General features: G+C 54.0%; 12 protein-coding genes. 5 read left to right on the top strand and 7 right to left on the bottom strand.

The window, feature by feature from the left end:
- A partial coding sequence (locus JIN87_RS21500) for a hypothetical protein (RefSeq protein WP_234033552.1) occupies positions 1 to 243 on the top strand: 243 nt, incomplete at its 5' end.
- Between the two features lie 115 nt (positions 244 to 358).
- On the opposite strand, the gene JIN87_RS21505 is transcribed toward JIN87_RS21500, so the two are convergent.
- From JIN87_RS21505 to JIN87_RS21525, 5 genes are all read right to left on the bottom strand, one after another.
- Entirely contained in the window at positions 359 to 1,558 is a 1,200-nt protein-coding gene (locus tag JIN87_RS21505) for a YncE family protein (RefSeq protein ID WP_200357688.1), read from the bottom strand.
- Positions 1,559 to 1,656: 98 nt separating this feature from the next.
- Positions 1,657 to 2,586, bottom strand: a complete 930-nt coding sequence (locus JIN87_RS21510; RefSeq protein WP_200357689.1) for a C25 family cysteine peptidase — start codon at positions 2,584 to 2,586, stop codon at positions 1,657 to 1,659.
- A 109-nt stretch (positions 2,587 to 2,695) separates the two neighbouring features.
- Entirely contained in the window at positions 2,696 to 5,656 is a 2,961-nt protein-coding gene (locus tag JIN87_RS21515; RefSeq protein WP_200357690.1) for a phage tail protein, read from the bottom strand.
- A gap of 27 nt (positions 5,657 to 5,683) precedes the next feature.
- On the bottom strand, positions 5,684 to 7,264 hold the full coding sequence (locus tag JIN87_RS21520; protein ID WP_200357691.1) for an LGFP repeat-containing protein: 1,581 nt from the start codon (positions 7,262 to 7,264) through the stop codon (positions 5,684 to 5,686).
- Between the two features lie 593 nt (positions 7,265 to 7,857).
- Entirely contained in the window at positions 7,858 to 8,781 is a 924-nt protein-coding gene (locus JIN87_RS21525; RefSeq protein ID WP_200357692.1) for a metal ABC transporter solute-binding protein, Zn/Mn family, read from the bottom strand.
- Positions 8,782 to 8,974: 193 nt separating this feature from the next.
- On the opposite strand from JIN87_RS21525, the gene rpmH reads away from it, so the two are divergent.
- The 4 genes from rpmH (at position 8,975) to JIN87_RS21545 (ending at position 12,249) form a co-directional block, all read left to right on the top strand.
- On the top strand, positions 8,975 to 9,112 hold the full coding sequence (rpmH, locus tag JIN87_RS21530; RefSeq protein ID WP_200357693.1) for a 50S ribosomal protein L34: 138 nt from the start codon (positions 8,975 to 8,977) through the stop codon (positions 9,110 to 9,112).
- 30 nt (positions 9,113 to 9,142) lie between these two features.
- Complete coding sequence (rnpA, locus tag JIN87_RS21535) at positions 9,143 to 9,556, top strand: ribonuclease P protein component (protein ID WP_200357694.1); 414 nt, start codon at positions 9,143 to 9,145, stop codon at positions 9,554 to 9,556.
- 78 nt (positions 9,557 to 9,634) lie between these two features.
- The gene (yidC, locus tag JIN87_RS21540; RefSeq protein ID WP_200357695.1) at positions 9,635 to 11,464 is read left to right on the top strand and encodes a membrane protein insertase YidC; all 1,830 of its coding nucleotides are present in this window, start codon (positions 9,635 to 9,637) and stop codon (positions 11,462 to 11,464) included.
- A gap of 41 nt (positions 11,465 to 11,505) precedes the next feature.
- Positions 11,506 to 12,249: a YebC/PmpR family DNA-binding transcriptional regulator gene (locus JIN87_RS21545; RefSeq protein ID WP_200357696.1), complete on the top strand. Its 744-nt coding sequence runs from the start codon at positions 11,506 to 11,508 to the stop codon at positions 12,247 to 12,249.
- Positions 12,250 to 12,355: 106 nt separating this feature from the next.
- On the opposite strand, the gene JIN87_RS21550 is transcribed toward JIN87_RS21545, so the two are convergent.
- Both JIN87_RS21550 and JIN87_RS21555 read right to left on the bottom strand, forming a co-directional pair.
- The gene (locus JIN87_RS21550; protein ID WP_200357697.1) at positions 12,356 to 13,384 is read right to left on the bottom strand and encodes a TRAP transporter substrate-binding protein; all 1,029 of its coding nucleotides are present in this window, start codon (positions 13,382 to 13,384) and stop codon (positions 12,356 to 12,358) included.
- Between the two features lie 159 nt (positions 13,385 to 13,543).
- Complete coding sequence (locus JIN87_RS21555; RefSeq protein WP_200357698.1) at positions 13,544 to 14,455, bottom strand: TRAP transporter TatT component family protein; 912 nt, start codon at positions 14,453 to 14,455, stop codon at positions 13,544 to 13,546.
- Between the last annotated feature and the right edge of the window lie 217 nt (positions 14,456 to 14,672).

The following is a 14,672-nucleotide window of genomic DNA, read 5'->3' on the forward strand; positions in this document are numbered from 1 at the left end:
CGTTGGCGGCGACTATGGCGCCAAGGCATCCAGGACCATCTCATTGCCGCAGTGCAGAACATGAAGATTCTAGTCAGCGCGGCAGGCAAGGACAGCACTGGTGGAGCTTGCTCGCTGCTGGTCATAGAGGTCGTTGGCGCCTTGAGGTCCGCCAGAGTCCTTGTTGCTCGGGCCTTGAGCCGACTTGAAGCATTTGAAGGCAGCATCTCTCCAGATTCGGCCCTCGTCAGACTTTCTCGCTGAATTTTTCGTTTTCAGGGAAACCGACCAGTTTCTTCGCCTTTGGGCAACAGCCCGTCTGTCGTTGCCTCACTCACTGCAGGATCCAATCGAGGCAACGACGGAGCGTTGCCCTCCTCTACCACTTCTCCACTCCGCGCATCCAGCCGGGATGCCCGGAGAGCTCTACACGCTCGGGCAGCAACTCGTAGCTGTCGCCAACACGCTTGAGCACACTCAAGTCACCAGAGAGAAAATTCCCGAGATAGAGGTACTCTCCATCCTGCGTGAACACGGCGCCCTCAGCCATACCGCCCACCTCGTAGGCGGCCACCTTCTCGACCGACTTTCCATCGATCTTCAGAATCGCCGCTAAAGCACCTTCGTTAGCCGCCCAAGCGTTCACTGGATTCGCTTTCGCATTCTGGCTTCCGTTGATGCAGATCGAAACCGCGAACTTCCCGTCGGGACTAAACGCCAGCCCTTCTGGTCCATCTCCGACTACCACTTGATCGCAGACATACGGGCGAGCTCCCGTTAGATCGATAACGCTGACAGTATCCACGTTTCCATCATTACCACCGGTCGGTCCCTGGTTGTTTACCAGTGCGATATCTCCAAGCGGTGAAACGCAAACGTTGTAAGGTTCCTGCCCAACATTGATATCTTCTGCGGGATCGTGAGAAAATTTCCCCGCTTCAAAGTCTAGGTAGAGAATCCCCACCTTGTGTTCGGGTTTCTTCAGAAACAAGGCACGCTTCCCATTAGGCTCGATCGTTATCCCCGCGGCAGGGCTGCCAACATCAATGGACGCGACCTCCTCAAGATCAGCCCCCGACACTTCGAAAACAAGTACCGACTTCCCCGCCCGATTTCCAACTAGCAGGTACTTCCCATCCGCTGTCAAATCCATCCCCGAAGGCTGTTGGCCCATTTCCGAAAGCTTGATCGTCTTCAGCAGTTTCGATTTCTTTCCAAGGGACAAAACGTGTATCTCATTATTGGGTACAGCAGACCACTTACCATCAGCCTCAACCCATTTCATCGAATTCGCCACGTAGGCAAATTTTTGATCGGGAGAAATCGCTGCGTTTGTTGGCGGACCAAAGATCGAGTTCTCGACCGTTAACGTGGCGACGATCTCTGGACGACTGCGGTCGTCTCCAATTTTGAGGATATCAATCGTGTCTTTGTCGTTATCTGGCAGAAACAGAGTGTTCCCAGATGCGTCCCAGAAAATCTTCTCGTCATTTCCTGCGATGAAGTACTCGGCTGCTTGTGCAACAGATTGGGCACAAAGAGCGAGTGATACGGCGGACAAGTGGATCAAGCGTGTCATGTAACTAGGGGTAGAAGTTAAAAGTCACACGCTGCCCGCTTGACGCGTATTCTCAAGAGATTTCCTCCTTTACGTTTAGTAATCTAAGTATCCAAGCCTCAGATACCGATCAACTCAGCTAGATCAACATCCTCCTCTCGCACCGACTCCGGCAAAACGCCATGAGTCCAGGAGCTCGCCTTTCGAAAGTCGAAACGCTCCTCGGGCGCTGGAGCATAAACAGCACGCGCCTTCTCTAAACTCGATTGGCTTCCTCTCACCTCAGCAGTCGGATCCCCGAATATCCGATAGGAGCTAAACAAAAGATCTTCCGGAAGTCTGGCCGAGTAAACGATATCATGAACTCGCCCTTCCCCAGCAGCAATCGCCTCGCAAATCGAACTGGCCAGATAGGCGTTGGACAAATGCCTCGTCTTCCGAGTCGCGCCCATACTCGCAGCGCTCATTCCCTGAGTGATAAGCCGCTCCGCATAGCTCAAGCCACTTCCGCCTCGACTCGCAGTACTACAGGTGATGGAAAACATAGCCCCGATCGGTTCCGCAACTGAATCCGGCAAGTGGCGGGCTCGAAAACCATGATAGCCAGCCCAACCAACGGATCGTCCATGACCGTAGTAAAGGGCAAATCCTGCTCCACAGGCCAGCCCGTGACGCAACACATCGCGCGTGACGCGTTCCGCGGACCAATCGAAGCACGGGATTTCCGCCTTGCTTAGGCAGCGACTGGATCGCTCGACCATCTTTCGAGCTCGAGCTTCCCATTCGCCAAGGAACAAAGCGGGCCCCAAGGACAAGCCTGAATCCGCTCTCGATTCTACCCTTCCAGCGGCTCGGCAAAAAGCATCCGCCGACACTCTCGAAACAGGCAGCAAAGCCCCCACCACAAATCGTCCATTCGCGTCCCGCATTCCCAGACCGGGCAGAGTCTTGCTCGGAGCCTGCCTTGAGAACCCGAATAACGCGAAGGCATCCACACCCAACAAGCGAGGATCGCCGTCCACCAACGTGTCCCCATTATCCGGAGACATCTCCAGGTAGCGCACATCAAACCTCCGGCTTTTAACCCTGACCCAAGGCTCAAGAAACGGGTACAATGAGGGAGCCCCCGCCAAAAGCAGAACCTCCCGCCTATTTCCCCTAAGCTGTTTTTGCTTTGATAATATCCGCATAGGGTTGCCACGCCGCATATTCAGCCGGAGCCATTTCTTCGAGGAAACGGCGCACGTAGTAGTGCTCCGCTATCTGAGCCTGTTGCTCTGGATTGAACGCATCCAAGTTGCCACCCTCGGCATTGAGCGCGTCCGCGCCTCCATCTCCGTCGTACGCATCCGTGTAGCCGTAGTTGTATCCTTCCCCCTCTGTCTCTTGGGCCCAAATCGCGTGCGCCATATAGAAGGGTCCAGTTTGAACAGCTTGCCAAACGTGCATTAGCTCGTGGATGAGCACCGGATTGCTCAAGGTGTTCCAGCTTGCGAAGTTGATCAGATACATCGTCGTGAAAGGACGCTCGTTGTTGATCTTCTGAATGATATCGATCGGAATCGACTTCACGCTAAGACGCACCTCTTCAAGTCGTATCGAATTACCAAATACCTTCTTCGCTTCCGCGGTTTCTTCCGGAGTAAGCGGACGGTATTCGCCTGGAAACCATTCGAGTAGCAAGGCTACCACGACACCCAGCGCGCTGCCGCCAATGATCGCCGCTCCCTCTAGAATATCCAACGCAGATTCCTTAAGCTTGAGAGCCGTATTCACCACCTTTTCCACAAACTCCTTTGCAGGCAAGGTGACCGCTTCCGCAATGATATCCTTAGTCGTCTGCTTGGCAGCTTTGAGGGCTTTGTAAGCATTCTCAAAAATCTTGTCCGGGTGGTTAATCGTATCGATCAACAACTCCTGGATCGTACCGCCAAGCTCGAGGATTTTGGTAAACACACGCTCCAAAATCTCCACCGGCTTATTCAATGCCCAAGACACGAAGTCCGCAATAGCAGCTCCCGCCTTGTACATGCCTTCCATCATTTTCTCCAAGCCTTCAAAGACGTCCTTCTCAATCCATAGCAACACGTACTCAACCGAGTGACCGAGTTTGACGAGGGCTTCACCCATACGTTTCAGAGCTAAGGCTCCTGCCTTCTGCGCCCACTCGATCATATCCGAGATGAATACACCCGCAGCATTCATAGCTTCGATCACCTTGTTGAAGGCTGCATTCGTGAGTGTCTTTGCTTTATCGAGCAACTGCTTCATGCTTCGACCCGCAACTTGAATCGCGTCCACGATCATCTGCAGAGAATTCACAGCGAGATCACCCACCTGCTTCAGAGCCCAGTCGACCATATCGCCAATAGGACCTGCGTGCTTGAGAATCGCATACACCGAACGACGGAAGATTGCGAACCCTTGGCTTAAGGCTGAAGTCAATATATTGCCTACCGCCTTGCCAGCCTTGATCGCCGCGTCGAGCAACTTGCCAGCGAGGTCGAAGGCGGAGTTCATGGTGGCCTTCACATAGTTCACAACCGTCTGCCCCAACTGGAACAGGGCTTTGACAGAATCGACCAGAACCTTGCCTACCATTTTGCCGAGATCAACCGTTAGATCCACAAGTGTCTTTCCGAGTTGGAAGGCTGCTTGGAACACCTTCTTGATCGCAGAGATGCCTTTTTTCGCAATGGAAACAACCACATCCTTGATTATCTTCCCAGCATCCAAGAGTCCCTGTAGTACCTTTTTCGCTACAGAGAGCGTCGCGGTCGCAAGGTAGGATGTGAACTCCACCATAGTGGTGCCTATCTTGGTCAAGGCCTTTACTGTTTTGCTCACTAAGTTGCTAGCCGCGTTTTTGATATCGTTGAGGATAGTCTTGGCCACTTTGCCCAGTCGTCTCATTTCGCGGACTACTGTTTCAAACAGACTCCCCGGGCGGGTCACTGCTGCTGCCAAGATAGTTGCGATCGACTTGCCAACCTCGAGCATCGCCCGAACTGCGTTTTGCACAAGCTTCGCTCCAAACTTGATCGCCTCCTTGAGGATATTCACGATCGATTCGCCAATTTTGATCAAGCTGTCCACGAACTTCTTAACCACAGAAAAAGTCTTCTTGGCCAACCAACTGACGAGGTCCCGAATTTTGCCACCGATCTTCTTAATCGCATCGACCACCGAGCGAGCCGCTTCGTATGTGAATCTAGCGGCTGCCTCCAGCACATCATAGATCGCCTTGCCCGCAGCTTGGATCCCTTTGATCATCATCCGCAGAGCCTTCGCTCCTGCTTGCAGAGCCCCTTTTACCAAGTCTGCGATCTTCTTGCCCGCGGTAATGGCCGCTTGCACGAGATTCGCAACCTGATCCACCGTCCAGTTCACGATGTCTTTGACGACTTTGGCGATCGCCTTCACGACATTCCCTACTGCATCAACCACCGCATTGACCACCGACTTCACCCCCTGTACCACCGCGTCTGCGACATCGGATACAAAATCAGCCACCGGCTTGTCGAAAGGGGAGTCGTAATGCGGCAAAGCCATCTTGCGCGAACGCATCGCTTTTCCGGCTCTCTGCAACCAATCACGCACGTCCTTCGCCGCCGCGTCATCGAGATCCCCTCGGGAGTTTCTAGCAAAGTCACGCATCAGAGATTTCCCTTGAGCCGACGGCATTAGCGCGACCGCATGAACAATCTGCAGTCCCCTCTTCTCCAAACGGATCGCTTTGATCAACTCCTTTCGCTCGGTTGCAGCGTTTGCCGCAATATCTCCGTAAAAGCGACGAATCTGATCGTCTGTCCTAAGGTTAGTGGCAAAGGCAGCCGCAAAGCGTCGGGCCTTCACCTTATCGGACTTCTGCAAATTCTTAAGTACTGGAGCAAACTCGGCAACATTCGGGTTGAGTCGCTTGAGTTCGAGCTTCGCAGCCTTGGTGCTTGAAAGGTTGATCTTCATCAACCGAGCGGAAAGTCGCAAATGTGGATTAAGTGTCTTCTTGACCGAAACAGTGGCCTTTCGCTTTACCGGTGACTTGATGGTTTTCTTTCTGGAAACGCTTGCCAGCGACACGCGGGGATTGGCCAATTTGATAGTCTTTTTCGTAGGCATATCTCAAATACAATTGAAGGATTTAGATCACGGTTCGCGGTACAGCTGCACCATACCATTGTTCAAGGTCTTTACCGACAAGACCGCTACATTCCTCGACCGGTCTTTAGCCGGTACCGAGGCGATCACAAAGCGCTGCCAGAGCAGAGGATCCAGTCGACGTCCGACCGAAACCCGAGTATCGCTCATCCCTTTCATCTTTGCCGGTCGTTTCCTGTACCCGAAATGAGTGAGAGCCAGGTCGATGGACCGATGTATTGGATTCCAAGATACAACCGCCCACACCCTTAAAGTCAGGTCAGCGGGTTTATACTTGCCAGCCACCAATGTTGAGCCGCGATAGTTCACTTCGAACTCGTGCTTTCGGTTACGTACTCCAGCTCCATCGAACGAATAGGAGCTCACTCTCTTGAACACGACCGATGTCAGAGTACAACTTGGCAACTTAAGCTTCTTGCTGAGCTCCGCTCTCACCTTGTTCGCCATTTGAACTCCCGAGAAACGCAAAGAAGTTCCCCTGGATGTTCTCAGCCAGGGAGAGAGTTCGCTCACTTGCCGTGTTTTCCGGTTCCAAAAGAGCACTCCGTTCTCAAAATCACTGTACCGGTTTTCGCTATCCTGTCCTGCGATCGCATCCAGCACTGCCTTCGGTTGAACGATCGGTTTCGCGACAAGCATGTTCGCAGGAACCTTCTTCTTCACCAATGCTGGGTTGAGCGTCAGCTTCTTCTTGTTCGCAAACGTTGCGACACCCACCTTACCGACTCCTGAGCTTCCCGCAGAGCTTAGCTTGACAGCGTTCGTGACAAAAGCAGCCCGAGCGATATTGAAATTCAAGGGACTCTTCCACCCAAGGGCTCGATCAGGAATCAACTCATCCGAAAGAGGGTATCCAAGTTTCGGATTCCGCTCCCACCCCTTACTCGCCCAGTAGCCACGAATCGAGCCGTGGACCTCGCACGCTCCGGTTTGGGCAGTGTAATAAATCGAGCCGAACTCGAAGTGAACGAAACGCCCTCGTCTGTCAGGCGTTCCTCGCTCTGCCTGTTTTGGGAAGCCCAAAGGTCCAACCTCTGCTCCAGTATCTCGATACTTACTCCATATGGGACCATCGAGTTGGATCGCTCCGTATTCAGATTTCCAGAATACAGCTCCCCCCTGAAATACAGAGTAACGTCCCTCACCGTCGGCATTACGACCTCGCTCCTCGTCGGTCGTCGGATACCCCAAATCTCCCCGTTCCCAACCTTGCTCCGACCACAACTTACGGATAGCGCCTTTCACCGCATGAGCCCCTGTGCTTGGGCTGTAGTAAATCGATCCTCCAGCATGATGGCGAAAGTATCCAATCTTGTCCGGGCATTGACGCACTTCAGTTGTCGCCTTTCGCAACCACCCTTTGGCACCTCCCTGCTCGTTGAATTTTGCGTTTATGGCGAGCGTCGCCCTCTGGATCGGTGTTCGCCTCACTGGTTTCGTCCGACCGGGAATTCTCTTCTTAACGCCAGCTTTGACACGGACTGCTTTCGCAACCTTCAAAGAACTTGCCGACGGTTTTATCTTCACGCTTGCGGCTTTCGCAAGCGACACAGCTTGTATTTTTGGCATAGTTGGATGTGTAGTGTTTCAGTGGACACACCTACAAAACCAACCTCACAAACAAGCAGCCTACGTCTGGATACAATGATCCCTCGAAGGCAAACAGCCTCAAATTACTTGGGGTGATACAGGTAACGGATAGGAGCTTGGATTAGGAGGACAGTTGGTAGGTTAAGCTACGACCTGAACCTTACTCCAACGGATGTTTTTTTCAATTTCAAAGATCCTCTAAAACCAACTCTGTACCCTTACAACAATACCCTAGGCACAAAAAAACGGAACCCGAATAAGACTACCCATGCCTATCCGAATTCCGTCTCACCTCGACCTAGGTTCGAGGATTTATCGTGTCTTGGTATTCATACTTTAGTTACCGTCAGCATCAATTTCGTCACGACCTTCTTTGTAACCAAAAATTGGAACAACACCTCCACCTGCTTCACCCCAGAAGCAAAAGACGCTCCCGTTGGGCTTGGTCCGATGTAGACAAAGGTTGGCGCATACCACTAGTGCACACCGGTTTGATCAGCGCTCTGCGTTACACCGACAAACGCCCCCCTACAAAACGATGCAGTCGATCGTCTGACTAAATTGAACACGCCCTAAGGCTGAAGAGCTTCTACTATAGTATGCACGTTGTACTTGAACATACCAATATAGGTACCGACATCATAGCTCTCCTCATTAGCCCCCTCGTGCATTTCTCCTAGAGCGCCCAAGGCATCTGAAAACAGCTCACCACCTACAGTTGCCCCGGAGTCGCGACTGATTCTCTTGATCGTAGCAGGCGACACGCTGCTCTCTACAAAAATGGCAGGGAGTCCGCGTGCCTTAATGAAGTCCGCAGTCTTGGCGATATCTGCCAGCCCGGCTTCAGTCGCAGTTGAGACACCTTGTACTCCCACCACCTGAAATCCAAAAGATCTGCCAAAGTAGTTATATGCGTCATGGCTTGTAACCAGGACTCGCAACTCGGCAGGCACCGCCTCGATTTGCTCTTTCGCCCAGTCTTCAAGAGCGAGAACTTTCTCTCTATATATAGAAGCCTGTTTAGCGTAGTTCGTCGCGTTCTCAGGATCGGCTGCCGCGAGCGACTCTTCCACCTTGCCAACGACCATTGCCCAAAGCTGTGGATCAAACCAAACGTGTGGATCGTGGGCGTCTTCGTAATCAGCCAAGGGAATCAGACGGTCAACAGGTAGGTCATCCGCTACGGCGACCACCGTGCGTCCCAGCTTGTCGACTTTCGCAAATGTCTCCGCCAGACGCCCCTCCAAATGCAATCCGTTGTACAGGATCAAGTCCGCTCGCTGCAGCGAAACCACGTCACGAGCGGTCGCCTTGAACAGATGCGGATCCACTCCCGGCCCCATCAGCACGGTTAGGTCGACTGTCTCGCCTCCCACATTTCTCACGATATCAGCTATCTGCGATGTACTCACCACCACTCGAAGTTTGGCTGATGCTGAGAAGCAAAAGGCACAGGCGGCGATTAGAATGAAGATCCTCTGGAAACGTGTTTTCATAAGAAAGTCGGCTCGGCACGATTACTGCCAAGTTCTTTGAGCCACTGTCAATCGCAACTTTGACTACTCAAAATAGAATAAGTGCCGGGAATCCCCCTTATTTGAGCAGCTGGACCCCGAAATTGAGCCATACGTGCTTGACAGCCCCGCTGGGTGCCGCCCATTTTCTCGCTCTTTTTCTAATTTTCACGTCATGAGACCTACATTCAGACCACATCGCCTCAAGAGAGTACGCAAGATCGGCTTCCGCGCACGCATGGCCACCCGCGGTGGACGTGCCGTCATCTCCGCACGCCGCAAGAAGGGCCGCGCCCGTCTTTCCGTCGCGTAGTCCGGTGTTCCGGGCCCAACCGGCTTGATCATGGTTAGGAGATACAAACTCCGCCCTGTTAGCCGTTTGCGTCGCAACGCCGACTTCCTGCAAATTCGCAGTCTTGGCAAGCCTTACCGCTGTCAGTACTTCGCACTATTTTCCCGCATCCGTGCCTCTGAAGGTGCGGATGTTTTGTGTCCACGCATCGGCATCTCCGCGGCCCGCCGAGTTGGTAACGCAGTGGTACGCAACAAGATCAAGCGACGCTTCCGCGAACTATTCCGCCTGCACCAGCACGAGCTCAAAGATCACGCGGACATCGTGCTCAGTCTTCGCCAACCGGCCGGCCGAGCCAGCTACGAGGAGCTGGAGCAACGCTTCCTGCACGCTCTAAAATACAAACGCCTGCTCAAGCGGAACGAAGACTCCGAAGAGCGATCCCAAGCCCAAGTCGAGGAATAGCTTGCTAGCACTCAAGCCGGTCCTTTTATCAGCCCTTTCCTCTGACCCGCGTCAGAAACTCAATTTCCCAGCAAATCGATGGACAAGAAGAACACTATTATAGGGGTCGCGCTGCTACTGGCCGCGCTCTTCCTCATGTTCAAACAAGGCAAGCAAGCCCAAGAAGAAGCAGCTCGCCAGCAAGCCGAGCAAGAGGCAGCCGCCGCACAAGCCGCTGAATCCGCCGCCGCCCAGGCAGCCGAAGGCGGAAGCCAACCTGAATCCCTGCCGGCCACGCCGATCTCCACAACAGCCACCCCCATCCCCTCCAACGGTCACGCCAAGGTCGAAGTAAACGGCGACAAAGACGGAGAATCCATCGTCTCCCTCGAAAACGGACTCTACGAAGTCCGCTTCACCAACTACGGCGGCGCCATCCGAGAAGTAGTTCTCAAGGACGAACTTAAGACGCTCGACGGCGACGATCCCTACATCATGAACGAGCTGCGCTACGCGCCGGCCCTCAACCTCGACCTCGACTACCTCGGCAACGCCAAAGACGTCGCCTTCGACCTAGTCGAAACCTCCACTCCCGATACCGTCGTCTTCCGCGGAGTCCTCAACAACCAAGTCGAAGTCACCCGCACCTACAGCATTTCCCAGGAGCTCAAAGGAGCGGAGACCTTCACCATCTCCCACGAACTCCAGATCCGTAACATCACCGACGCCATCCTTCCAGTCGGCGAAATGCTCCTCAACATCGGCACCGTCGCTCCTTCCGGAAACCAGGACCGCTTCCTGCAAACCTTCGGCTATTCCAACGGAGAAGACGTGGAGTTCACCGACCAAAGCGACTTCATGGGCGGCGGCATCATCTTCAAGGACGATCCCAAGGACTATGAGCAAGGCAGCGACACCGTCGTTTGGGCCTCGGTAAAGAACCAGTTCTTCATCACCCTCATCACTCCCGAAGAGCCAGCCGCTGGCTACGTAGCCCGCCCTGTCGACTTCCCGGAAACCGAATCCAACGGCGAGCCAAAGACCGGCATCACCGCCGACATCAAGCTTGCCGGAGCGAACCTCCAAGCGGGTGAAAGCATCACCAAACGCTTCGACTTCTACGCAGGCCCCAAAGAACACAAACGCCTCGCCAAGCTCGACAAAGGACAGGACAGGGCGATGCAGTGGATCCCCGTCGTCGGCTTCATCTCCAAGTTCCTTCTCCTCATCCTCAACGGAGTTCACGGAGTGATCGGCAACTGGGGCGTATCAATCATCCTCCTCACCCTCATCGTTCGCGGAGCCCTGCTTCCCGTCACCCTCGGAAGCATGAAATCCATGAAGAGAATGTCCAAGCTCTCCGAGCCCATGAAGGCCATCAAGGAGAAGTTCCCTGACGACCAGAAGAGACAGCAAGAGATGATGATGCAGCTCTACCGCCTCAACAAGGTCAACCCAGTCGGCGCCTGCTTGCCGATGCTCCTGCAGATCCCGATCTTCTTCGCCTTGTTCTACATGCTGCGTAGCGCCGCGGAACTCCGTTTCGCCGACTTCCTCTGGATCTCCGACCTCTCCAAGCCAGACACCATCGCCACCATTCCAAACATGCCTTGGATCGGCGACTTCCCAGTCAACCTCCTCCCGTTCGTCTGGGTTATCACACTCGCTTACCAGATGTGGACCATGCCGACTCCTTCAGTCGACAACGCCCAAGCCAAGATGATGAAGTTCATGCCTTTCATCTTCTTCCCCTTCACCTACACCTTCTCCTCCGGCCTTGTACTTTACTGGACCGTAAGCAACGTTTTCACCATCGGACAACAATGGCTCACCAAGCGAGGAGCAGACGACTTCGAAGCCCAACTTCCTCCCGCCCTAAAAAAGGCCATGGAAGGCGGCGACCGAAAGAGCCGTCGTAAGAAGAAGTAATCACCCAACCTAGGACCCAAAAACCAAAAACCTAGAAAACAATGGCAGGACATAGTAAATGGGCCAATACCAAGCACCGCAAAGCAGCTGTTGACGCGAAGCGGGGCAAGATTTTCAGCCGTCTTTCCAAAGACATCACCATGGCAGCGAAAGCCGGCGGCGGCGATCCAGATGCCAACGCAAAGCTCCGCACCATGCTGCTCAAAGCTCGTGCCGCCAACATGCCAGCCGACAATATCGATCGCGCTGTCAAAAAAGGTACCGGCGAACTCCCAGGCGTTATCTACGAAGAATTCGTCTACGAAGGCTACGCTCCACACGGCATCGCGGTCGTGGTCGAAGTTACAACCGACAACAAGAACCGAGCCGCTTCCGAAATCCGTTCCACCTTCGGCAAGCGCGGCGGCAATCTCGCCGGAGCCAACGCGGTCGCCTTCATGTTCAACCGTTGCGGCCAGTTCCTCATCGCTAATGACCAAACCGACGAAGAGAAACTGATGGACATCGCTCTCGAGGCAGGAGCAGAAGACATCAAGTCAGAAGAAGAAGGCTTCGAAGTGCTCGCTCCAATCACCGAGTACGACACCGTTTCTCAAGCCCTCGCCGACGCCGGTATCGAGGTTGCCAGCTCCGAGCTCGCCTATCTCCCAGAAACGCTCACTCCCATCACCGAAGCGAGCGAGGCCAAGTCCATCATGAACCTCATCGACGCCCTCGACGATCTCGACGACGTGCAAAACGTTTTCCACAACGCCGACATCGCCGAAGGCCTGATCGAAGACTAATTCGAACAACAGACTTTTACGAAAAAGGCCGCCTCGAAAACGAGGCGGCCTTTCTTGTATTCAAATTCAATGGTAGGGCGTGACTGACGCGTCACGCCTCAACAAACTAGTTTGCTGCTCGGTACTCCTCCAACAGGCGAATCACCTCGTCGAAGATGTCGGCAGGAACCGTGTTGTCGCGAATCAGTGAATACGCCTCTTGGGAAGTGCTCTGCCAAGCTTCGTTCACCATGTCATCCGCTTCCCGGATTTGCAGCCCCCACTTGTCTTTCATGACCCGAATCGCTTCTTCGTTTTCTTCACGTCCCGCAAGCGTCATCTCCCTACCATACTTGCGAGCAGCCTCGATCATGCTCGCCTGGTGCTCTGGAGCGATGCGCTTCCAAGACTGCTCAGATACCACGATAGCACCCACTATCGGCGTGTAACGAATATCGAGCATGTTCGGAGCAGGACGATACGTCTGAGTCGCAAGCGCGAAAAACGGCGGGAGCGGCACAATATCCACCAAGCCAGTCTGCAGGCTTGAAGTCACTTCGGTCGCATCGATCGGAACCGGACGGAATCCCATGTTCTTTAGCAAATCGGTCTGCTTGTTGTCCCCAGCCCAAGTGTAGAGCTTGCCCTTCTTCATGTCCTCCGGAGTCGCAAGCTCCTCCTTGCTGAAAATCTTAACCCAGCCCGAGTCAACCCAGCTCAAAACCACAAAACCTTTAGCGCGAAGCCGCTCTTCGAGCTTCGGACCTAGTTTGTTCATAACGTATTCAAGTTCCTCATACGTTCTAAACATCATCGGAATCTGCTGCAGGCCTGCTACTCCTGGATCAATCTCCGCCAGTCCGACTCCCGAAATCAAAGCAGCCTGCGTCTGGTTTACGCGCATGCGATCAATCATCGCCGTTTCGCCACCTTGTACGCCACCAGCAAAGATGATCAGGTCGACCTGACCGCTGGTTTCCTTCTTCCACTCCTGCCCCATCTTACGGAGCGACTTGTCGAAGGACGAGTCCTTAGGAGCGAGCGTCGTGAGACGAAGACGCTGACGTCGAGCGTCCGCATCAGGGGCGATCGAAAACGTCGCCGCCGCCACGATTCCGATAGCGAGCAAATGAGAAAACTTTGAGAATACTTTCATCTTTTAGGAGAGGGTTTTAAGGCTCGATCTCCGGTAAAACGGACAAAGCGGGCACAAGCTTCAACCTTTTATACAAGCGATTCGCGGAATCGTTTCATTAGAACGCAAAAGAAATTTTCCACCCTCCGTCGGGGAAAATCTAAAGCGTCGCAACGCCGCCTACAAAAAATACCAATCCAAACGCGTCAGTAGCCACTTGGCCCGCCGCTGGTAGAGCAAGTTGTTCAGGCGAAGCGACGGATTTGCATCTACATCGATCTCGATCGCCTTGTTCAGCAGATCTATGAAAAGCGCCTTGTCGCCTTGCTCGACCGCAACCGCCTCCGCGTAAGCCACATACACCGAAGCCAACTTTCCTTCGGATAGTTCCAGAGCTCGACGGTAGTAGCGCGTCGCGTTCTCCACCGGGTCGCCCTCGCCGTTCATCCGACTCATCTCGTAAGTAATGAAGAAACTCTGGATCGATCCCATATCCCATTCCGGATCAAGCTCGAGGCAACGCATCATCATCGCCTCCACATAAGCCAGGTCGCTCACCAAATCCATGTTGTCCAAAGACAAGGAAATCGCCCCTGCCCACGAAAGGGCCGTCCAATACAAGGCCTCCACATCCTCGGCTCTCAAATCAGCCAAAGCGGATTCCGCGTCCTCCCGAAAATCGTACCCAAAGCCCGGATACTTGGCTTCAAGCGCTTGCATTCCGTAACGGTTAGCCCGCTGATAAAGCTTCACAGCCCGCCCTCGCATCTCTTCGGACCGCTCGTAGTCGTCGTCCTCCACCTCATCCGCCTCCAGCTGCACCCAACCGTAGGAGTATTGAGCAAAGCCACTGGCGAGCGAGATCAGCAAGCCCTCATGATCAGGCGTTTCCGCCAATACGCTCTCCATCAACTTCAAGCTAAACGGCAGCGCGTCGCCCACCAGTTCCGGGTCTTCATCCGAGGAAAAAACATCGCCCCCACCGGAGAGGGCGTCCCCCAGTTGGTTCATGGCCATCTTCTTAACCGAGCACCCACTCAAAAGCAGGCTCGCAATGGCAAATTGCAGACAGAGAAAGCGGCGGGTAATCATTGCCAGCGGACCTTAGGCAAACCCTCCACCATTTCAAGCCCCCTCCCCATCAACCCGCATCTCAACCGATCTCCTCTGCGCAGTTTCATGTCGAATGTTCGACATGAAACTGCGCAACCGAGCCACCAACGAATGCGAGCATCTCGTATGGAAGGGGCGTATGAGGACAATAAAAACCCGGGCACGCCAATCGCGCCCGGGTTGTGGGAAATTTGTT

This window comes from Pelagicoccus mobilis (genome assembly GCF_016595505.1).
Lineage (GTDB): Bacteria > Verrucomicrobiota > Verrucomicrobiia > Opitutales > Opitutaceae > Pelagicoccus > Pelagicoccus mobilis.

Coding starts and splice junctions, on each gene's coding strand:
- rpmH (WP_200357693.1), top strand. CDS start 8,975: ATGAGACCTACATTCAGACCACATCGCCTCAAGAGAGTACGCAAGATC.
- JIN87_RS21515 (WP_200357690.1), bottom strand. CDS start 5,656: ATGCCTACGAAAAAGACTATCAAATTGGCCAATCCCCGCGTGTCGCTG.
- JIN87_RS21505 (WP_200357688.1), bottom strand. CDS start 1,558: ATGACACGCTTGATCCACTTGTCCGCCGTATCACTCGCTCTTTGTGCC.
- JIN87_RS21545 (WP_200357696.1), top strand. CDS start 11,506: ATGGCAGGACATAGTAAATGGGCCAATACCAAGCACCGCAAAGCAGCT.
- JIN87_RS21520 (WP_200357691.1), bottom strand. CDS start 7,264: ATGCCAAAAATACAAGCTGTGTCGCTTGCGAAAGCCGCAAGCGTGAAG.
- JIN87_RS21550 (WP_200357697.1), bottom strand. CDS start 13,384: ATGAAAGTATTCTCAAAGTTTTCTCATTTGCTCGCTATCGGAATCGTG.
- rnpA (WP_200357694.1), top strand. CDS start 9,143: ATGGTTAGGAGATACAAACTCCGCCCTGTTAGCCGTTTGCGTCGCAAC.
- JIN87_RS21510 (WP_200357689.1), bottom strand. CDS start 2,586: ATGTCTCCGGATAATGGGGACACGTTGGTGGACGGCGATCCTCGCTTG.
- JIN87_RS21525 (WP_200357692.1), bottom strand. CDS start 8,781: ATGAAAACACGTTTCCAGAGGATCTTCATTCTAATCGCCGCCTGTGCC.
- yidC (WP_200357695.1), top strand. CDS start 9,635: ATGGACAAGAAGAACACTATTATAGGGGTCGCGCTGCTACTGGCCGCG.
- JIN87_RS21555 (WP_200357698.1), bottom strand. CDS start 14,455: ATGATTACCCGCCGCTTTCTCTGTCTGCAATTTGCCATTGCGAGCCTG.